The sequence below is a fragment of the Comamonas humi genome (genome assembly GCF_054782535.1).
Genome location: NZ_BAAGSH010000007.1, coordinates 17,440 through 35,927 on the forward strand (window position 1 = coordinate 17,440; position 18,488 = coordinate 35,927).

At 68.8% G+C, this 18,488-nt stretch carries 18 protein-coding genes; 8 read left to right on the forward strand and 10 right to left on the reverse strand.

Going from position 1 to position 18,488, the window contains the following annotated elements:
- The first annotated feature begins 24 nt into the window (after positions 1-24).
- Genes ACYVKR_RS07200 through ACYVKR_RS07215 form a run of 4 tightly spaced genes read left to right on the forward strand, consistent with a single transcriptional unit; the run spans position 25 to position 5,414 of the window.
- Positions 25-1,218 carry a CaiB/BaiF CoA transferase family protein gene (locus tag ACYVKR_RS07200; RefSeq protein ID WP_460480135.1) on the forward strand — a complete coding sequence of 398 codons (1,194 nt, stop codon included), beginning with the start codon at positions 25-27 and terminating at the stop codon, positions 1,216-1,218.
- A 13-nt stretch (positions 1,219-1,231) separates the two neighbouring features.
- Positions 1,232-2,014, forward strand: a complete 783-nt coding sequence (locus tag ACYVKR_RS07205; RefSeq protein WP_460480136.1) for an enoyl-CoA hydratase/isomerase family protein — start codon at positions 1,232-1,234, stop codon at positions 2,012-2,014.
- Between the two features lie 56 nt (positions 2,015-2,070).
- Complete coding sequence (locus ACYVKR_RS07210; RefSeq protein ID WP_460480137.1) at positions 2,071-4,401, forward strand: acyl-CoA dehydrogenase family protein; 2,331 nt, start codon at positions 2,071-2,073, stop codon at positions 4,399-4,401.
- 23 nt (positions 4,402-4,424) lie between these two features.
- Entirely contained in the window at positions 4,425-5,414 is a 990-nt protein-coding gene (locus ACYVKR_RS07215) for a Bug family tripartite tricarboxylate transporter substrate binding protein (protein ID WP_460480138.1), read from the forward strand.
- Positions 5,415-5,444: 30 nt separating this feature from the next.
- On the opposite strand, the gene greB is transcribed toward ACYVKR_RS07215, so the two are convergent.
- The 10 genes from greB to ACYVKR_RS07265 form a co-directional block, all read right to left on the reverse strand.
- Positions 5,445-5,996 carry a transcription elongation factor GreB gene (greB, locus tag ACYVKR_RS07220; RefSeq protein WP_460480139.1) on the reverse strand — a complete coding sequence of 184 codons (552 nt, stop codon included), beginning with the start codon at positions 5,994-5,996 and terminating at the stop codon, positions 5,445-5,447.
- 69 nt (positions 5,997-6,065) lie between these two features.
- Positions 6,066-6,881 carry a MetQ/NlpA family ABC transporter substrate-binding protein gene (locus ACYVKR_RS07225; RefSeq protein WP_460480140.1) on the reverse strand — a complete coding sequence of 272 codons (816 nt, stop codon included), beginning with the start codon at positions 6,879-6,881 and terminating at the stop codon, positions 6,066-6,068.
- Positions 6,878-8,284, reverse strand: coding sequence for an LLM class flavin-dependent oxidoreductase (locus ACYVKR_RS07230; RefSeq protein ID WP_460480141.1), 1,407 nt, complete (start codon positions 8,282-8,284; stop codon positions 6,878-6,880). Before ACYVKR_RS07230 ends, ACYVKR_RS07225 begins: the two co-directional genes overlap by 4 nt.
- A 5-nt stretch (positions 8,285-8,289) precedes the next feature.
- The gene (locus ACYVKR_RS07235) at positions 8,290-9,105 is read right to left on the reverse strand and encodes a MetQ/NlpA family ABC transporter substrate-binding protein (RefSeq protein ID WP_460480142.1); all 816 of its coding nucleotides are present in this window, start codon (positions 9,103-9,105) and stop codon (positions 8,290-8,292) included.
- 19 nt (positions 9,106-9,124) lie between these two features.
- Positions 9,125-10,330 carry an SfnB family sulfur acquisition oxidoreductase gene (locus tag ACYVKR_RS07240; protein ID WP_460480143.1) on the reverse strand — a complete coding sequence of 402 codons (1,206 nt, stop codon included), beginning with the start codon at positions 10,328-10,330 and terminating at the stop codon, positions 9,125-9,127.
- Positions 10,331-10,338: 8 nt separating this feature from the next.
- Complete coding sequence (locus ACYVKR_RS07245) at positions 10,339-11,610, reverse strand: SfnB family sulfur acquisition oxidoreductase (protein WP_460480144.1); 1,272 nt, start codon at positions 11,608-11,610, stop codon at positions 10,339-10,341.
- A gap of 39 nt (positions 11,611-11,649) precedes the next feature.
- The gene (locus ACYVKR_RS07250; protein WP_460480145.1) at positions 11,650-12,312 is read right to left on the reverse strand and encodes a methionine ABC transporter permease; all 663 of its coding nucleotides are present in this window, start codon (positions 12,310-12,312) and stop codon (positions 11,650-11,652) included.
- Positions 12,302-13,480: a methionine ABC transporter ATP-binding protein gene (locus tag ACYVKR_RS07255; RefSeq protein WP_460480146.1), complete on the reverse strand. Its 1,179-nt coding sequence runs from the start codon at positions 13,478-13,480 to the stop codon at positions 12,302-12,304. Before ACYVKR_RS07255 ends, ACYVKR_RS07250 begins: the two co-directional genes overlap by 11 nt.
- Entirely contained in the window at positions 13,480-14,322 is an 843-nt protein-coding gene (locus ACYVKR_RS07260) for a MetQ/NlpA family ABC transporter substrate-binding protein (protein WP_460480147.1), read from the reverse strand. Before ACYVKR_RS07260 ends, ACYVKR_RS07255 begins: the two co-directional genes overlap by 1 nt.
- Before the next feature lie 11 nt (positions 14,323-14,333).
- A complete protein-coding gene (locus ACYVKR_RS07265) occupies positions 14,334-15,164 on the reverse strand; it encodes a MetQ/NlpA family ABC transporter substrate-binding protein (protein WP_460480668.1) in 831 nt (276 codons plus the stop codon).
- Between the two features lie 381 nt (positions 15,165-15,545).
- Between ACYVKR_RS07265 and msuE the strand changes: the two genes are divergently transcribed.
- Genes msuE through ACYVKR_RS07285 form a run of 4 tightly spaced genes read left to right on the forward strand, consistent with a single transcriptional unit; the run spans position 15,546 to position 18,473 of the window.
- Positions 15,546-16,136 carry an NADPH-dependent FMN reductase family protein gene (gene msuE / locus ACYVKR_RS07270; RefSeq protein WP_460480148.1) on the forward strand — a complete coding sequence of 197 codons (591 nt, stop codon included), beginning with the start codon at positions 15,546-15,548 and terminating at the stop codon, positions 16,134-16,136.
- Between the two features lie 22 nt (positions 16,137-16,158).
- Positions 16,159-17,310 carry an FMNH2-dependent alkanesulfonate monooxygenase gene (ssuD, locus tag ACYVKR_RS07275; RefSeq protein ID WP_460480149.1) on the forward strand — a complete coding sequence of 384 codons (1,152 nt, stop codon included), beginning with the start codon at positions 16,159-16,161 and terminating at the stop codon, positions 17,308-17,310.
- Positions 17,307-17,465, forward strand: coding sequence for a hypothetical protein (locus ACYVKR_RS07280; RefSeq protein WP_460480150.1), 159 nt, complete (start codon positions 17,307-17,309; stop codon positions 17,463-17,465). Before ssuD ends, ACYVKR_RS07280 begins: the two co-directional genes overlap by 4 nt.
- A gap of 36 nt (positions 17,466-17,501) precedes the next feature.
- A complete protein-coding gene (locus ACYVKR_RS07285) occupies positions 17,502-18,473 on the forward strand; it encodes a sulfonate ABC transporter substrate-binding protein (protein WP_460480151.1) in 972 nt (323 codons plus the stop codon).
- The last annotated feature ends 15 nt before the right edge of the window (positions 18,474-18,488 follow it).

An 18,488-nucleotide genomic window follows, 5' to 3' on the forward strand; every position in this document is an offset into this window, starting at 1 on the left:
CACAACGCAACTTTGGAGCATGGAATGACGCCGTTGAAAGGCATGAAGGTCGTGGACCTGAGCAAGGTACTGGCAGGCCCCTTGTGCGGACAATACCTGGGCAACCTGGGGGCCGAGGTCATCAAGGTGGAGCCGCTGGGCAGCGGCGACGATACCCGCCAGTGGCTGCCCCAGCGGGAAGGGCAATCGGCGACCTTCCTCGCCGTCAACCACAACAAGCAGAGCCTGGCTGTCGATCTGAAAAGCGCACAGGGCCGGGCCATCGTCCACCGCCTGGTGGCCGAGGCCGACATCGTGCTGCAGGGCTTTGGCGCCGGCACGGCCGAGAAGCTCGGCGTTGATCACGCCACGCTCTCCGCCATCAATCCGCGGCTGATCTACTGCGATATCTCCGGCTATGGCCGGGACGGTCCGCTGGGCCAGGAACCCGGCTACGACGTGATGCTGCAGGCCTTCAGCGGCATGGTCGCGGTGATGGGCGAGCCCGACGGCCCCATGGTACGCGCCACCTTCTCCCCAGTGGACCTGGGCACCGGCATGCTGGCCTTTGGCGGCGTGCTGGCCGCCGTGCTGGAGCGCACGCAGACCGGCCGGGGCGCGCTGGTGGAGGTCTCGCTGCTGGACACGGCCATGGGCTTCATGGGCTACCTGGCGCAGAACTACTGGTGCAGCGGCAAGCTGCCACAGCGCATGGGCACTGGCCATCCGGCCATGGCGCCGTACCAGGTCTTCCAGGCCAGCGACGGGCCGGTGATGGTCGGCGTGGGCAACGACAGCCAGTGGCAGCGCTTCTGCCCGGTGGCGGGCCTATCGTCCTACCTGGACGATGCCCGCTTCGCCACCAACGCCGCGCGCGTCGCGCACTTTGCCGAGACCGTGGCCCTGGTCCAGCAACAGATCGGCCTGCACCCTGTCGATCACTGGGTACAGGCGCTGCAGGCGGTCGGCGTGCCCTGCTCTCCCATCCATACCCTGGCGCAGGCGTTGCAGCATCCGCAGGTGACGCAACGCCAGGTGGTGGGCGAAAGCGTCCATCCCACGCTGGGCACCATGCCAAGTGTGAACCTGCCCATCACCTTCAACCATGCGCCGCGCGGCCAGGCATCGGCGCCGCCGCTGTTGGGCCAGCACACGCGGCAGGTCCTGCGCAGCGCGCGCTATTCCGATACCGAGATCGACGCGCTGCTGGCAAGCCACGTCGTCGCCACCACCGAATAGAAACCCCTCCACCATGAACCCCAACGTCACCTACACCGTCCAGCAATCCGTGGCCGAGATCCTGCTGGACAGCCCGCCCGTGAATGCCATCACCGAGGCCATGATGAACCAGTTGCTGCAGCACCTGGAGCGGGCCGCGCGAGATCCGGCGGTCAAGGCCGTCATCCTGGGCAGCGCCGTGCCCGGGCGGTTCTGCGCCGGCCTGCACCTGAGCGAGATGGGCGATGCCAGCTTCGAGCACAAGCTCGCGCTGGTCGACAAGCTCTACACCGGCCTGTTCGATGCCCAGGCCCGGCTGGGCAAACCCTCGATCGCCGCGGTCAACGGCACGGCACGCGGCGGCGGCATGACCCTGGCCGTCTCGTGCGACATGCTGATCGCCGCCGACACCGCCACCTTCGGCTACCCCGAGATCGATGTCGGCGTCACCCCGGCCATCCACTACACGCATCTGCCACGCATCATCGGCAAGCACCGCGCGTTCGAGCTGCTGTTCACCGGCCGCAGCTTTGCCGCGGCCGAGGCGCTGCAACTGGGCCTGGTCAACGAAGTCGTGCCCGAGGCCCAGGTGCTGGAGCGCGCCCGGGCCGTGGCCCGGCTGCTCAGCGCCAAGTCGCCGCTGGTCATGAAGCTCGGACGCCAGGCCTTCCACAAAGCGCTCGACGTGGAATACCGCCGCGGCGTGGCCTCGGCCGTCGAGCATTTCGGCAATGTGGCCGCCACCGCGGATGCGCGGGAAGGCATGGCCGCCTTCGTCGAGAAACGATCGCCGAACTGGCCATCCGACAACCGCTGAAGGACAGCCGAGCCAGCCGTCCACCACAGGCCCCTACACCCCACTCCGCTTCACGCATGACAGACAACCCCGCCCCCCTCCTCGATGCCTTCCGCCAGCAGGTGCGCCAGTTCCTGGTCACCGCCGTACCGCCGGATATCCAGGCTGCCGTGCGCTCGCATGCCCTGGTTAGCCGGGACCAGGCCTGCCGCTGGCAGAAGATCCTCCACCAGCAGGGTTGGGCCGCCCCGTCCTGGCCCCGGCAATACGGCGGCACGGGCTGGTCGCTGCGCGAGCAGGCCATCTTCAAGGAAGAGCTCGCCGCCAGCGATGCGCCCCATGTCGAGAACCTGGGCATCGACACCATCGGCCCCACGCTGATGCGCTTTGGCAGCGAGGCCCAGCGGCAGCGCTTTCTGCCCCGCATGCTCAGCTTCGAGGACTACTGGGCCCAAGGCTATTCCGAACCGGATGCGGGCTCGGACCTGGCCTCGCTCAAGACCACGGCAACGAAGCAAGGCGATGGCAGCTGGGTCGTCAACGGCAGCAAGATCTGGCAAAGCCTGGGGCACTGGGCCAACTGGGCCATCGTGCTGGCACGCACTAATACGCAGGCCGCCAGAAAGCAGGAGGGTATCTCGGTCTTCCTCGTGGACCTCACCGCCTCCGGCGTGACGGTACGCCCCATCAAGTACATCCACGGCGCCCCCTTCCACGTGCAGATCTTCTTCGACGAGGTGCGTGTACCCGCCGACCAGCTCGTGGGCGAGGTCAACCAGGGCTGGCACATTGCCAAGGGGCTGCTGGTGATCGAACGCCTGTTCGTCGCCCGGGTGGCCGAGTGCAAGGCCGGCCTGGCGGCACTCGGCTCCGACATGGCCGAGCGCCTGGCCAAAACCGATTCACCGGACGACCCGCAGCACACGCTGCTGCGCAGCCGCCTCGCCGCCCTGCGCATCCGCGGCGAGGCGTTGGAGGCCTGCTGGGCACCCGCCATTGCGCAGGCCGAAGCCGGCGGCAGTCCGGCGCTGGAAGCCTCGCTGCTCAAGCTCGACGGCATCGAGCTGCTGCAGGACATCCACCTGCTCGACATGGACCTGCGCGGCTGCCAGGCACTGCGCTTCAACCCCGGGGCACTGCAAGGCCTTGCAGCCGCCAGCGCCGCACAGGCCGATGGCAATGCCGCACTGGGTTTCTGGCGCTACCGCGGCAGTTCGCTGGCCGGCGGCTCGACCGAGGTGCAGCAGGGCATCGTGGCCAAGGCGGTGCTGACCCAGCAGACCGCGCTGCACCACCCGCCCGCGGTCTCCGGCTCGTCGGAGCTGGCCATGGTGCTGGACTCCCTCAACAGCTGGCTGGCCAAGCATCACTCCTTCGAGCTGCGGCAAAGACGCATGCAGCCCGGCCATGAAGCTGCGCTGCCGACCGTGCTCGCGGACCTGGCCCGCTTCGGCGTTCTGGCCATGCCGCTGCCCGAACGGCTGGGCGGCCTGGAGCGACCTCTGTCCGAGTCCGTTCGCGTGCTGGGCGCCTTGGGTGAAGCGCTGATGAACGAGCCCGTGCTATGGCAAAGCGCCCTGCCGGTGCAGTTGCTGCTGGCACTCCCATCCAGTCCCACCCTCGATGCGCTGCTGCAGAGCCTGGGCGAAGGAGCCACGCATCTGAGCGTTCCGCTGGACGAGGCGAATCTGCCGGTGGTGGAAACGACGGACGGCAAGGTCTGGTCGCTGAGCGGACAGGTTGCGCTGACCATGGGTGCGGCGGACGGCGCTGGTGCGCTGGTGAGCGCCTCCGAAAGCCGCTCGGGCGAGCTGTGCATCTTCCACCTGACGGCGGACCAACTCATGCAGTGCGCTGCGCAAGGGCAGCTGGACTGTTTTCAGCTGCACGACGGCCGTCCCGCCTTCTCCATGCGCTTCCAGCAGTTGGCCTTGCATGGCGGCCAGCTCATCGCCCAGGGAGAGCAAGCCCAGCAGGCCATGTGCCAGGCCCGCCGCTTTGCCATGCTGGCACTATGCGCCGAGAGCGTGGCAGCCAGCCGGCAGGCCCTGCGCCAGACCGTGGACTACCTCTGCACGCGCCAGCAGTTCTCCCGGCCCCTCTCCGATTTTCAGGTGCTGCAGCACCGGGTGGCCGACCTGTACCGCCAATGGACCAAGACGCACCACTACCTGGATAGCGTTCTCGAGCAGGCGAACGATGCCGCGCCTGACGTCGGGCTGGCAGATGCCCGCAAGCTCAAGTACCTGTGCGGCGTGGTGGGCCGGCGCATTGCGCTGGATGTACTGCAGTTGCACGGCGCCATCGGCTTCCAGGACGAGACGCCCATCAGCCACTACGCCAAGCGCATTTTCAACAACGACATGCTGGTGGGCAATTCCGAATACCACCTTGCCCGGCAGGTCTGAACGAACAACGAGAAAGCACGACGATGAAACACACCACCACCGCGGCCGCGCTCTGCAGCCTGCTCTGCATATCCTCATGGGCTACGGCGCAGCCCAGCCCTGGAGCCGCCAACGAGAAATGGCCTACCCGCCCTGTCACGATCATCGTGCCCGGCCCGCCGGGAGGCAGCGTGGACAATCCCATCCGCCTGCTGGGGCAAAAGCTAGGCAGCCTCATCGGCCAACCGGTCGTCGTGGTCAACAAGCCGGGCAGCGGCGGCATCATCGGCACCCAGTCCTTCCTGCGCGCTCCGGCCGACGGCTACACGCTGCTGGCGGGCAATGTCGGGCCACAGGCCATCAACTACAGCGCCTACCGCAGCCTGCCCTACAAGCCGGGCGAGCTCAAGCCCCTGGTCGGGGTCATTTCGTTCCCCAATGTGCTGGTGGTCAACGCGAGCAGCAGCGACAAGAGCGTGGCCGACCTGGTGGCCGAGCTCAAGCGCCATCCACAGCAGGCCTCCTTCGGCTCTGCCGGCACCGGCCAGACCAGCCACCTGATGGGCGAGTTGTTCAAGCTGCGCACGGGCGTCGAGGCCGTGCACGTCCCCTACAAGGGCTCGGCACCGGCGACGCTGGCCCTGCTCGCGAGCGAGACCCGTTTCCAGTTCGACAACCTCACGCAGGCCTTGCCGCACATCCAGTCGCAGAAGCTGCGCGCGCTGGCCGTCACCTCGGAAGCCAGGGTCGCGGCCTTGCCGCAAGTCCCCACCATGGAGGAAGCCGGCTACAAGAATATGGTGTCCAGCGCCTGGGTAGGAATTTTTGTCGCGTCCGCCGTTCCGGCCGGCGTCGCCTCCCAGATCGAGAGCGCCGTTGCCACCGCCATGCAAGACAACGAACTGCGCGACAAATTGGCACAGACGGGCGGCATTCCCAGCTCGCTCGCAGGAGCGAAGTTTGCAGAATTTGTGCAGAAGGACATCGACAAGTGGAAGGAGGCCATCGACTCGTCCGGCGTCAAGCTGGACTGACGGTCTCCGTCCTGCAGCCTTGCCGTTGACTCAGGCTTTGCTGGGATAGGTGACCTCCAGCACCTCCAGCGTGCGTACCCCACCGGGTGTCGGCAGCTGCACCTCATCTCCGACCCGTGCCTTGATCAAGGCACGGGCCATCGGGGCAATCCAGCTGATCTGCCCCTTGCTGAAGTCCACTTCATCGATACCCACGATCGTCACCGACTCTTCTTTGTCCTGATCGTCCACGTAGGTCACGGTGGCACCAAAAAACACCTGGTCGCTGCCATGGTGGATCGCAGGATCCACCACCTCTGCAATCTCCAGCCGCTTGGTCAGGAAGCGGATGCGCCGGTCGATCTCGCGCAGGCGCTTCTTGCCGTACAGATAGTCGCCGTTCTCCGAGCGATCGCCATTGCTGGCCGCCCAATGCACGACCTCGACCACCTTCGGACGCTCGTCGTCGATCAGGTGCAGCAATTCATGCTTCAGCGTGGCATAGCCTTGCGGCGTCATGTAGTTCTTGCCGCCAGCCACTTTCGGCAACTCGGGTAGTTCGTCGTCGCTGTCGTCGCTTTCCTTGGTGAATGCTTTGCTCATGGGGCCAAGCATACAAAAAACCAACGCCCCCCAACAGAAATGCCTGCAATCCCACGACGGCAAGGATGCTCAGCGGCTGCCCGGCACCGGCGCGGCGCGCCATGGCAGGGAATACAGCTTGCCATCGCCTGCAAAGGATTTGGCGATCTGCTGGGCCACGGCATCGGACGACTGGTAGATCCCCACGAACCTCGCGATGCGCGGATCGCCCTTGCGGTCGCTGCGCGCCACGAAGCGGATCGCGTAGTACACGTCGTCCACCGTCGAGTAGCGCAAGGCGCGGCGCGCCAGGTCCGGCTGGCCGGCGTTGACGAAATGCGCCGGGTAGCCCTGGGCCAGCGCCAGGTCGTCGATGGCGCGCACGAGCTGCGGGCCCTCCACCTCGACCAGCCTGAGCTTGCGCGGGTTGTCCACCACGTCGGCCACGCTGGCCTTGGCGCCCGAGCCGTCCTTCAGTTTGAGCAATCCCGCCGATTGCAGCAGCAGCAGGCCGCGCGCCTGGTTCACCGGGTCGTTCGCCACGCCCACCGAGGCGCCGTCGGGAATGTCCGCCAGCGACCGGTGCTTCTTGGAGTACAGGCCGATGTTGGGCAGCAGGCCGAGGCCCACGCTCTCGATCCGGTAGCCGCGCTCGCGGATCGCGTTGTCGAGGAAAGCCTGGTGCTGGAAGTAGTTCAGGTCGATGTCGCCCGCCTCCAGCGCGGTGTTGGGCGCGGTCCAGTCGGTGAACTCGATGACCTGCACCTCCAGACCGGCCTTGCGCGCCTCCTGCGCCGCGACGTTGACCGAATCGGCCAGCGAGCCGGGCGTGACGCCAATCTTCAGCGGCGCGGCCAGGGCGCTGGCGCCCAGCCAGGCCGCCAGCAGGAATGCATGGTGTTTCATGGTGCGAGCTCCTCGGCGAGTTGTGGTTGGGGTTCCTGGGCGGCCCTGCGCCACTGCGCCGCCGGATGGTTGGCGGGCAGCCGGTCGCCGCGCCCGAAAAGCTGCTGGCGCAGCGTGCCTTCCTCGTACGAGGTGCGATAGCGCCCCCGGTTCTGCAGCTCGGGCACGGTGATGGCGGCGAAGTCCTCCCAGGTCTCGGGCACGACGATGCGGGTGAGGTTGAAGCCGTCGATCTCGCCCTCGTCGATCCAGCGCGCCATCTCGTCGGCCACGCGGTTGGCGTCGCCAACGATGGTGTGGTAGCGGCTGCCGAGCGCGAACTGCTCCAGCAGCTTGCGGCGCGTGGTCCAGCCGTTCTGCTGGGCCGCCTGCGCGGCGGATTGGATGGCATTGCTCTGGCCGAAGGCGATGGGCTCGTCCAGGCCGTAGCGGGCAAAGTCCACGCCGGTGCTGGCGGCGAAGTGGGCCAGGCCCGCCTCGGCATTGGCGTGTGCGAGGTAGTCCGCGTATTTCTCGTCGGCCTCGGCCTGCGTGGGCGCGGTGACCACCGCCGCGCCCGCGTAGATCTTGATGTCGTCCGGCCTGCGGCCCGCGGCCACGGCGGCGGCGCGCAGCTGGCGTGATGCCTGGCGCGCGGCCTCGGGCGTGCGCGCACCGATGAAGATGCCCTCGCCGTGCTGCCCGGCAAAGCGCAGGCCGCGCTCCGACGCACCCGCCTGGAACAGCACCGGCGTGCGCTGCGGCGATGGCGCACTCATGTGGATGGCGTTGGCGCGGTAGTACGGGCCTTCATGGACGACTGGATGCACCTTGCCCGGCAGCGCATGGAGGCGGCGGGCCTTGTCGGCGATCACCGCGCCGTCTTCCCAGCTGCCTTCCCAGAGCTTGTAGGCCAGCTCCAGGAAGTCGTCGGCCTGGTCGTAGCGGCTGTCGTGCTCGGCCAGGCCATCGCGCCCCAGCCCGCGCGCGCCGCTGTCCACGTAGCCGGTGACGATGTTCCAGCCTACGCGGCCGTTGGTGAGCTGGTCGAGCGTGCTCACGTCGCGGGCGAAGGTGTAGGGATTGTGCGCGCCCACCGTGGCCGTGAGGCCGAAGCCCAGGTGCCTGGTCACCGCCGCCATGGCCGACACCAGCAGCCAGGGGTTGTTGACCGGCAGCTGGATGCCTTCGCGCAGCGTCAGGTCCACGCCGCCCTGGTAGACGTCGTAGTAGCCGATCACGTCGGCGATGAAGAGGCCGTCGAACAGGCCCTTCTCCAGCGTGCGGGCAAGGTCCGTCCAGTACCGGAGCGTGTGGTATTCGGTGGAGCGGTCGCGCGGATGCGTCCACAGGCCATGGTGGATGTGGCCGACGCAGTTCATGTTGAACGCGTTGACGTGGATGTGCTTGTGCTTCTGGGGCATGGTCGTCACTTCTTCAGCCAAGCCAGCCGGTAGAGCCTGGGCTCGCCCTGGTAGAACTGGTGGATGGCGCTGCGCACGGCAGGCGAGTTGCGGTAGACATCGAGAAATTTAGCGATGCGCGGATCGGCCGCCTTGTCCGTGCGGGCGACGAACTGGATAGCCCAGGAGTCGTCCTCGTAGCTGGTCAGCGCCAGCGCCTTGGTGGCATCGAAGGCCTTGGAGGCGAGGATGAAATACGGGTAGCCCACGGCCAGATCGACATCGGGGGTGACGCGCACCAGCTGCGGGCCCTCGACCTCGACGAACTGCAGCTTCTTCGGGTTGTCCACGATGTCGCCGGGCTTGCCGAGCAGGCCGGTGTCCGGGCGCAGCTTGATCAGCCCCGCGGCCTGCACCAGGCGAAGCCCGCGGCCCAGGTTGACGGCATCGCTGCCGATCGCCACCCTGGCGCCCACGGGCAGGTCGGCCAGCGAGGGGTGCCGCAGCGAATACAGCCCCAGGTACGACAGGATGCCCGCCTGCACGCTGCTGATCTTGAAGCCCTTGTCGCGCACGGCGTTGGCCAGATAGTTGCTGTTCTGGTAGTAGTTCAGGTCGATGTCGCCCGCGTCGAGCGCGACGTTGGGCGTGGCCCAGTCAGTGAACTCCACCACCTGCACGTCCAGCCCCTGCTTGCGGGCCTCTTTGGCGGCGAGTTCGACCGAATCGGCAAAGATGCCCGGCACCACGCCGATCTTGAGCGGCGCGGCGGCGGCCGTGCCTGCCAGCACGGCGGTGGCGATAAGGGCGGTGAGTTTTCTGAAGAGTCGTTGGTGGCGCATGGTCGTTTCCTGGGTGTCCTTACAGCGCGCCGTGGCGCGGTGGGCGCACGCCGTTGAGGGCGTAGTTGCCGATGGCGTGGTATTTCCAGCGCACCGGGTCGTGCAGCGTGTGGGTGCGGGCGTTGCGCCAGTAGCGGTCCAGCCCGTGGCGGGCCGCCGTCGCGCCGGTGCCGCCCAGCTCGAACAGCTTGCTGCCCGCCAGCACGCTGGCGCTGGTGGCCAGCGCCTTGGCCTCGGCAACGGCGATCGATGCCCGGGCCACGCTGTCTTCGTCGGGCTGCCGCTGCGCGGCGTCGACGAAGCGGGCGGCGCGCGCCAGCAGCGCCTCCGCGGCCCGCAGGCGCACGTGCACCTCGCCGATCTGGTGCAGCAGCAGCGGGTCCTGCGCGGCGCGGTCCACGCCGGCGTCGATCCACGGCCGGGCGTTGTCGCGGATGAAGGGCAGAGTCGCCTCGAACGCGCCGCGGCCGATGCCCAGGTCGAGCGCGGCATGGATGATCTGCGCGAAGGGGCCGATGGTGGTGGGCCGCTCGAATGAGTCGGTGAACGGCACCACCCACTCGGGCTCCACCCGCACGCGGTTGAACTCCACCAAGCCGCTGCCGGTGACGCGCTGGCCGAAGCCATCCCAGTCGTCCGTCAGCGTGACGCCCGGCGCGTCGTGCGGCACGAAGGCCAGGTACAGGCGCTCGCCGCCCCCCTCCCTGGTCGTCTCCTTCGCCGTCACCAGCGTGGGAATCCAGTGCGCGTAGAGCGAGCCGGTGCAGTAGAACTTGCGGCCGTCGACGAACCAGCCGCCCTCCTCCCTGAGCAGCTGCGTGCGGCGCACGAAGTCCTGCTTGCCGATCTCGGCCAGCGCATTGCCGAAGCGCTTGCCCTTAAGCACCTCGCCGTAGAAGAACTGCTTCTGCTCATGCGTCGCGCCCACGCGCAGCACTTCGAGTGCGTAGTAGTGGTTCTGCGGGATGTGGCCGAAGTTGCCGTCCGCCGCCGCGATGCGCAGCACCGCACGGGTGAGCACGCCGGTGGAGACGCCCGCGCCGCCGTATTCGCGTGGAATGGTGATGCCCCAGAGCCCGCTCTGGCTGAACTGCTCCACCTCGCGGAAGGGCAGGATGCGGTCGCGGTCGCGCGCCAGCGCGCCGGCGGCGATGCTTTGCGCGAACTGCTCGGCGGCCTGCAGGGCCTCGGCTTCGGTGCGGATGGTGTGTGCGATGGATGTCATGGCCGGGTTCAGTTCCATTGGTGGCGCTGCGGCGCGGCGCCGTTGAGCAGGTAGTTGCCCAGCAGGTGGTATTTCCAGCGCACCGGGTCGTGCAGCGTGTGCACCCGGGCATTGCGCCAGTGGCGGTCGAGGTTGTGGGCGGCGCGGGTGGCGGACGAGCCGGCCAGCGCGAACAGCTGCTCGCTGGCGTTCAGCGCCGCCTCGGTGGTCAGGATCTTGGCCTCGGCCACCGCGGCGGATGCGCGGGCGCTGGCGGCGGCGTCCACCGGGCGGGCAGCCAGTTCGTCGAGCAAGCGCGCGCTCTCCAGCAGCACCTCGTGGGCGGCGTCGACCTCGACCTGCAGCGCGCCCACCTCCTGGATCAGGTGCGGGTCCTGGGTGGCGCTGGCCACGCCCGAGTCCACCCAGGGCCGCGCCTTGTCGCGCACGAAGTCCAGCGCATCGCGCAGCGCACCGCGCGCGATGCCGGCGTCGATGCTGGCCTGGATCAGTTGCGAGACCGGACCGGAGAGCGTGGGCCGGTCGGCCAAGCGCCAGACCTCGATGATGTTGCCCTCGTCGACCGCCACGTCGTCGAATACCACGCTGCCGCTGGCGGTGGTGCGCTGGCCGATGCTGTCCCAGTCGTCGATCACCGTCACGCCCGGCGCATCGCGCCGCACCCAGACCTGCACCGGGCGGCCCTGCTCGTCCTGCGCCCGGAACGGCACCCAGTGCGCGAAGATCGCGCCGGTGGAATAGAAGCGCGTGCCGCTGGCGCGCAGCTGGCCGCCGGCATCGCGGTGCAGCCGCGCCGTGGCCTCGGTGATGACGCGGGCGCGGGACTGGCGCTCCGGCCCGGCATTGCCCAGGCGGTGGCCGCCCAGCACGTCGGCGAACCAGCGCTGCTGCTGCGCGGGCGTGCCGAGGTCCTTGACGTTCTGCACCAGCGCGAAGTGGTTCTGCGGAATCTGCCCCAGCGACGGGTCGGCCGCGCAGAGGGTGGCGAACACCTGGGCCAGGGTCTCGTACGAGGCGCCCAGGCCACCGTACTCGCGCGGCACGGTGATCGCGCCCAGGCCGCTGGCGGTGTACTGCTCGATCTCGTCCCACGGCAGCAGGCGCAGCCGGTCGCGCTGCGCGGCGTTGCGGGCGAAGTCTGCGGCCAGGCGCTGCGCGGTCTGCAAGGCCTCGGCCTCGCTGGCGATGCGGTGGGGTGCGCGGGGCGGCAGGGGCAGCCTTGGCTGCACGGGTTGGGTTGGCGTGGGCAAGGCTTCGCCCACGACTTCGGCTGAAGTCATCGCTTGGCTTTCGAGAAAAATGGGGTTGAAGAAGGCCGCTCAGCGGCTGCGCAGCCAGCGCACCAGCCAGTCGCCGGTGGTCTGCACGATGGTGACCAGGGCAATCAGCACGGCGATCACGATCAGCATCACCTGCGTGTCGAAGCGCTGGTAGCCGTAGCGGATGGCCAGGTCGCCCAGCCCGCCCGCGCCCACGGCGCCGGCCATGGCCGACGAGCTGATCAGCGCCACCAGCGTGATGGTGAAGCCGCCGATGATGCCGGGCAGGGCCTCGGGCAGGTAGACGTGGCGCACGATGTCCCACTTGGTGCAGCCTATGGCCTGCGCGGCCTCGACCAGGCCAGGATCGACCTCGCGCAGGCTCACCTCGGCGATGCGCGCGAAGAACGGCGTGGCGCTGATGGCCAGCGGCACGATGGCCGCCCACACGCCGATGGTGGTGCCCGTGACCAGGCGCGTGAACGGGATCAGCGCCACCAGCAGCACGATGAACGGCGTGGCCCGGAAGCCGTTGACCACGCTGCCCACGGCACGGTTGAGGCGCGGCGACTCGAGAAAGCCGCCCGGCGCGGTGACGATCAGCAGCACCGCCAGCGGGATGCCCACCACCAGCGCGATGCCGGCGGAGGCCGACACCATGGCCAGCGTGTCGGCCAGTGCCTTGCCGTAGCGGTCGATGGAAATGCTCAGATCAAACGACATAGCCCAAACCCTTGATGTCATGTGCAACAGCCTCGGCGCCCTGGGCCAGGTGGCGCCAGTCGCCGCGCGCGGCCGCGCCTTCGAGCGCAATCACCAGCTGGCCCTGTGCGTGGCCCTGGATGCGGTCGATGCCGCCGTGCAGCAGGCGCACCGCGCCGCCCAGCGCCTGCGCGATGCGCGGGAAGTCCGGCTCCAGCCCATCCTCGCCGCGGTAGCTGAGCTGCAGCACCTGCTCGAAACGGCCGCCGGCGGGCGGCTCTGGCAGCAGGCGCTGGCGCAGGTCCTGCGGCAGCTCGTGCAGCAGTGGCGCCAGCAGCGCGCGCGTCGCCACGTGCTGCGGGTTGCCGAAGACCTTCCAGACCTCGCCCAGCTCGGCGATCCGGCCCTGCTCCAGCACCAGCACGCGGTCGGCAATCTCGCGGATCACGCTCATCTCGTGCGTGATCAGGATGATGGTGATGCCCAGCCGGCGGTTGATGTCGCGCAGCAGCTGCAGGATGGACTGCGTGGTCTCGGGGTCGAGTGCCGACGTGGCCTCGTCGCATAGCAGGATCTCGGGGCCGGTGGCCAGCGCCCGCGCAATGCCCACGCGCTGCTTCTGCCCGCCCGACAGGCGGCTGGGAAAGGCGTGGCGCTTGTCCTGCAGGCCCACCAGCGCCAGCAGCTCGGCCACGCGCTGCTCGATCTGCGGCGCGGGCGTGCCCGCGACCTTGAGCGGCAAGGCCACGTTGTCGAAGACCGTCTTGGCCGACAGCAGGTTGAAGTGCTGGAAGATCATGCCCACGCGGCGGCGCAGCTGCACCAGGCCGGCCGCGTCCAGCGCGCCGATGTCCGCGCCGTCGACCAGCACCTGGCCGCTGCTCGGGCGTTCGAGCCGGTTGATGGTGCGCAGCAGGCTGGACTTGCCCGCGCCGCTGCGGCCGATGATGCCGAAGACGCTGCCGGCCGCGATGTCCAGCGTGATGCCCTGCAGCGCCGGCACCTCGCCGGCGGACGAGCGGTAGACCTTGCCCAGGTCGCGCAGCTGCACCGAACCTGCGGCGGCCTTCGGTGCGGCTGCCGGCTGCACGGCTTGGCTGGGTGCGCCGGCGCGCCGCGCGGCGCCGGGCCGCAGCAGTTCGACGCCGCCACCAAACAGGCGGCGTGGCAAAAGTGTGGTGGCCGCCATCATTGCGCTCCCAGCCAAGGCAGGGTGTACAGCTTGGGGTCGTTGTTGAACTGCTGGCTGATCGCCTGGCGCACGGTGCCGGAGTTCTGGAACACCTCGACGAATTTGCGCAGCTTCGGGTCGTTGGCGCGCGCCGCCTGCGCGACGAAGCCCATGGCATAGAAGCGGTCGGCGATGCCCGAGTACAGCAGCCCCTGGCTGGCCTGCGCCTTGCGGCCCGCAGCGGCAAAGTAGCTGGGCCAGAGCACGGCCAGATCCACGTCGGGCAGCGAGCGGATGAGCTGCGGCCCCTCCACTTCGTAGAAGCGCAGCTGCCGGGGGTTGTCGCTCACATCGGCCAGGCTGGCGCCCGGCGCGTTGCCGGTGCGCAGCTTGATGAAGCCGGCCTGTTGCAGCAGCAGCAGGCCGCGGCCCTGGTTCACCGGGTCGCTGGCGATCGCCACCTTGGCCTTGTCGGGCACCTGGCTCAGCGACGCATGGCGGTCGGAGTAGATGCCGATGTTCTGCAGCAGGCCGTAGCCGATGAACTGCAGCTTGTAGCCGCGCTCCTTGATGGCGTTGTTCAGGAAGGGCTGGTGCTGGAAGAAGTTGAGGTCCACGTCGCCGTTGTTCAGCGCCTCGTTGGGCACGGTCCAGTCGGTGAACTCGACCAGCTCCACGTCCAGCCCCTGGGCCCGGGCGTCGCCGATGGCGGCCTTGATGGCGTCGGAGGTGGCGCCGGGCGTGGAGGCGATCCTGATCCGGTCGGCGGCCTGGGCCAGCGGAGCGATGCCCGCCAGCGCCAGCAACGCGGCTGCGGCCAGCACGGCGGTGCGGCGAGGGATGCGGATATGTCGTGTCATGGCGCCGCTCCTCACTTCTTCAGCCACGCCAGCGTGTACAGGCGCTCGTCGCTGTTGTAGGCCTTGCGCGTCACGTCGCGCACGGCCTGCGAGTTCTGGTAGATGCGAATGAACTTCTGCACCACCGGGTCGTTCACGCGGTCCTTCTTGACGACGAACTGGATGGCGAACTGCGCGTCCTCGATGCCCGAGTACGCCAGCCCGCTGGAGGGATCGAAGGCCTTGGCCGCGACGATGAAGTGCGGGTAGCCCTGGGCGAGGTCCACGTCGCCGGTGATGCGCACCAGCTGCGGCCCTTCGACCTCGACGAACTGCAGCGCCTTCGGGTTCTCGGCGATGTCGCTGAGGCTGCCCAGGTAGCCCACGCCGGCCTTGAGCTTGATGAGGCCCGCCTTCTGCAGCAGCAGCAGGCCGCGGCCCTGGTTCACCGGGTCGCTGGCGATGCCGATCTTGCCGCCCTTGGGCACGTCGGCCACGTTCTTGTGCTTGAGCGAGTACAGCCCCACGTTCGCCAGGATGCCGGTGCCCGCGCTGGCCAGCGCATAGCCGTTCTTCTGGATCGCGTTGCTCAGGAAGGGCTGGTGCTGGAAGTAGTTGATGTCCACGTCGCCGCTGTTCACCGCCACGTTGGGCGTGGTCCAGTCGGTGAACTCGACCGGCTCGACCTCTATGCCCTGGGCCTTGGCGTCCTTCGCGGCGGCAATGATCGAATCGGCGTAGGCGCCGGGCACGACGGCGATCCTGAGCCGGTCGGCCGCGGCCGCGGGCAGTGCCGCGAGCAATACCGCGTGCACGACGGCGCCGGTGGCCACGAGCGTCTTGAAGCGCTTGAAGAAGAGCATCGGATCCATTCCTTTTCCTGGGTGTGTCCTGGGGATGTGCAGGCCGTGCATCGGCCTTGCGAAGACTGGATTGCACCAGCGCCCTCCGCACGGCGCCACAAAGGATTTCAGATATGGATATGCAGATTTCCACGCGCGGCGCGGCAGCAAGGCGCAGGCATGCTCGGCAAAGACGCTACACAAACAATAGCTTCTTGCGCTTGATTCTCAATACATTCAAATAGATATAGCATTGAAATGCCCATACAGCAAGCGCCAGCCGCTCCTTTTTTTGATAGCCAATCGCGCAAACCGCATAAGCACATGCGCTTTCTTTCGTTCCCCATTTGCCGCGCAGTGCTTGTAATCGGTCGCATCCACACCACCGCTGAAAGCCACGCCATGAGCCGCATTCTCCAAACCGTCATCGTCAACGGCAGCCTGAGTCGACCTTCGCGCACCCGCGTCCTGCTCGACGCGTTGCACGAGCGCCTCGCCGAGCAGCTGCCGCTGAAGGTGCAGACCATCGACCTGGTGGACCTGCTGCCCGATGTGGGCGCCGCGCTGTCGCAGGACGCGCTTTCGCCCAAGGGCCTGCAGGCGGTGCAGGCCATCGAGCAGGCGGACTTCCTGGTGGTCGGCTCGCCGGTGTTCCGCGCCAGCCTGCCCGGCCTGCTCAAGCACCTGTTCGACCTGGTCGGCCAGCATGCGCTGCACGGCACGCCGGTGTTGCTGGCGGCCACCGGCGGCAGCGCGCGCCACTCGCTGGTGCTCGACCATCAGCTGCGCCCGCTGTTCGGATTCTTCTCGGCGCTGACCCTGCCCATCGGCGTGTACGCCACGCCGCAGGACATCGACAACGGCGAGGTCGTCAGCGATGCGCTGCGCCAGCACATCGACCTGGCCGTGCAGCTCGCCACGCCGGTGCTGCAGGGCGTGCGGCAGCGGCTGGCGCAGCAGGACACCATCCGCCCGCTGGCCGTGGCCGCCTGAAACCGACGAGGACGCCTGCACGATGACGACCACCGCTTCCACGCCGGACATCTTCTGGTTCCTGCCCACCTCGGGCGATACGCGCTACCTGGGCAGCTCCGACTTCGGCCGCGCGCCCACCATCGACTACCTGCGCAGCATTGCCACCACCAGCGAGAACCTGGGCTACGACGGCCTGCTGATCCCCACCGGCAGCTCCTGCCTCGATCCATGGGTCGTGGCCTCGAGCCTGGTGCCCGTCACCCAGCGCATCAAGCTGCTGGTGGCGCTGCGCACCTCGCTGGGCGCGCCGGTATCGAGCGCGCGCCAGGCAGCCACGCTCGACCAGGCGCTGCGGGGCCGGCTGCTGCTCAATGTGGTGCCCGGTGGCGACGCGACCGAACTGGCCGCCGACGGCGTGCACCTGGCGCATGACGAGCGCTACGCCTACGCCGACGAGTTCCTCACCATCTGGCGCCGCCTGCTGTCCGGCGAGACGGTGGATTTCGACGGCAGGCATTTCCAGGTGCGGCAGGGCCGCAACTTCTTCCCGCCGGTGCAGCAGCCCTACCCGCCGCTGTATTTCGGCGGCTCGTCCGACGCGGCCCACGACCTGGCGGCCCGGCACATCGACGGCTACCTGAGCTGGGGCGAGCCGCCCGCGGCCGTGGCCGAGAAGTTCGCCGACATCCGCCGCCGCGCCGCCGCCCAGGGCCGCACGCTGCGGCTGGGCGTGCGCCTGCACGTCATCGTGCGCGAGACCAACGACGAGGCCTGGGCCGAGGCCGAGCGCCTCATCAGCAAGCTCAGCGACGAGGACATCGCCAAGGCGCAGCAGAACTACGCCCGCATGGATTCGGTGGGCCAGGCGCGCATGGCCGCGCTGCACGGCGGGCGGCGCGACCGGCTGGAAGTGGCGCCGAACCTGTGGGCCGGCGTGGGCCTGGTGCGCGGCGGCGCGGGCACGGCGCTGGTGGGCGATGCGGCCACCGTGGCGGCGCGCCTGCAGGAATACGCCGACCTGGGCGCGGACACCTTCGTGCTGTCGGGCTACCCGCACCTGGAGGAGTCCATCCGCTTTGCCGAGCTGGTCTTCCCGCTGCTGGGCAAGGGCAGCGTCACCACCAGCCGCGCGCAGACCGGCGGCGCCTTCGACGTGCGCGGCGTGCAGCGGCTGAAGGAGGCGGCCTCGTGAGCAAGGCCGCCCCGGCCCGCCGCCGGCAGTGGCTGCGCGACCTGGCCGCGGTGGCCGCGGCGCTGCTGCTGGTCGCCGCCATCACGCTGTTCGCCGGCCCGGCCCATGCGCAGCCATCGCCGTGTTGGCCAGCGCCTTCCCTGAATCCCGCCTGATTTCCGAAAAACAACCTATTGCACCGAGGACTGCGCATGACTGCACCGACATCCACCCCCACCCTCTCGCGCCGGCGCCTGCTGCAGAGCACGGCCGCGGCCCTGCCCGCGCTGCTCGGCGCCCCGGCCTTCGCGCAAGGCGCCAAGCGCGAGCTGCGCATCGGCAACCAGAAAGGCGTGCTCAGCCTGCTCAAGGGCCGGGGCACGCTGGAGCAGCGCCTGGCTCCGCTGGGCGTGAAGCTGAGCTGGACCGAGTTCACCGCCGGGCCGGTGCAGCTCGAGGCGCTGAACGTGGGCTCGATCGACTTCGGCGACGTGGGCGAGGCCCCGCCCATCTTTGCGCAGGCCGCCGGCGCGCCGCTGGCCTATGTGGCGGCGACGGTGGCGCGCCCCCGGTCGGAGGCCGTGCTGGTGCCGCAGGGTTCGGCCATCCGCTCGGTGGCCGAGCTCAAGGGCAAGCGCATCGCGCTCAACAAGGGCAGCAATGTCCACTACTTCATCGCCAGGCTGGCCGAGAAGAACGGCCTGGCCTACGGCGACCTGCAGCTGGTCTACCTGCCGCCCGCCGATGCGCGCGCCGCCTTCGAGAAAGGCTCCGTGGACGCCTGGGTGATCTGGGACCCCTTCCTCGCCGCCGCCGAGCACACGCTGGGCGCGCGCGTGCTGGCCGACGCCACGGGCGTGGTGAACAACCGGGCCTACTACTTCTCGTCGCTGAACTACGCCAGCCGCAACGCCGACGTGATCCGCGTGCTGGTCGAGGAGATCGACAAGGTCGAGCAATGGGGCCAGGGCAACCGCGATGCCTATGCCGCCGAACTCGCCAGGCTGCTGGGCCTGCCCCAGCCGGTGCTGGACCTGGCCACCCGCCGCACGCAGTTTGGCGCCAGCGCCATCACCCGCGCGGTGCTGGCCGAGCAGCAGCAGGTGGCGGACACCTTCCTCGCGCTCAAGCTGATCCCCCGAAAGATCAACGTGCTGGACGCTGCCGCGGCCGGCATCGCCTGATCCCGCCCCCTCGCA

Coding starts and splice junctions, on each gene's coding strand:
- ACYVKR_RS07200 (WP_460480135.1), top strand. CDS start 25: ATGACGCCGTTGAAAGGCATGAAGGTCGTGGACCTGAGCAAGGTACTG.
- ACYVKR_RS07205 (WP_460480136.1), top strand. CDS start 1,232: ATGAACCCCAACGTCACCTACACCGTCCAGCAATCCGTGGCCGAGATC.
- ACYVKR_RS07210 (WP_460480137.1), top strand. CDS start 2,071: ATGACAGACAACCCCGCCCCCCTCCTCGATGCCTTCCGCCAGCAGGTG.
- ACYVKR_RS07215 (WP_460480138.1), top strand. CDS start 4,425: ATGAAACACACCACCACCGCGGCCGCGCTCTGCAGCCTGCTCTGCATA.
- greB (WP_460480139.1), bottom strand. CDS start 5,996: ATGAGCAAAGCATTCACCAAGGAAAGCGACGACAGCGACGACGAACTA.
- ACYVKR_RS07225 (WP_460480140.1), bottom strand. CDS start 6,881: ATGAAACACCATGCATTCCTGCTGGCGGCCTGGCTGGGCGCCAGCGCC.
- ACYVKR_RS07230 (WP_460480141.1), bottom strand. CDS start 8,284: ATGCCCCAGAAGCACAAGCACATCCACGTCAACGCGTTCAACATGAAC.
- ACYVKR_RS07235 (WP_460480142.1), bottom strand. CDS start 9,105: ATGCGCCACCAACGACTCTTCAGAAAACTCACCGCCCTTATCGCCACC.
- ACYVKR_RS07240 (WP_460480143.1), bottom strand. CDS start 10,330: ATGACATCCATCGCACACACCATCCGCACCGAAGCCGAGGCCCTGCAG.
- ACYVKR_RS07245 (WP_460480144.1), bottom strand. CDS start 11,610: ATGACTTCAGCCGAAGTCGTGGGCGAAGCCTTGCCCACGCCAACCCAA.
- ACYVKR_RS07250 (WP_460480145.1), bottom strand. CDS start 12,312: ATGTCGTTTGATCTGAGCATTTCCATCGACCGCTACGGCAAGGCACTG.
- ACYVKR_RS07255 (WP_460480146.1), bottom strand. CDS start 13,480: ATGGCGGCCACCACACTTTTGCCACGCCGCCTGTTTGGTGGCGGCGTC.
- ACYVKR_RS07260 (WP_460480147.1), bottom strand. CDS start 14,322: ATGACACGACATATCCGCATCCCTCGCCGCACCGCCGTGCTGGCCGCA.
- ACYVKR_RS07265 (WP_460480668.1), bottom strand. CDS start 15,164: ATGCTCTTCTTCAAGCGCTTCAAGACGCTCGTGGCCACCGGCGCCGTC.
- msuE (WP_460480148.1), top strand. CDS start 15,546: ATGAGCCGCATTCTCCAAACCGTCATCGTCAACGGCAGCCTGAGTCGA.
- ssuD (WP_460480149.1), top strand. CDS start 16,159: ATGACGACCACCGCTTCCACGCCGGACATCTTCTGGTTCCTGCCCACC.
- ACYVKR_RS07285 (WP_460480151.1), top strand. CDS start 17,502: ATGACTGCACCGACATCCACCCCCACCCTCTCGCGCCGGCGCCTGCTG.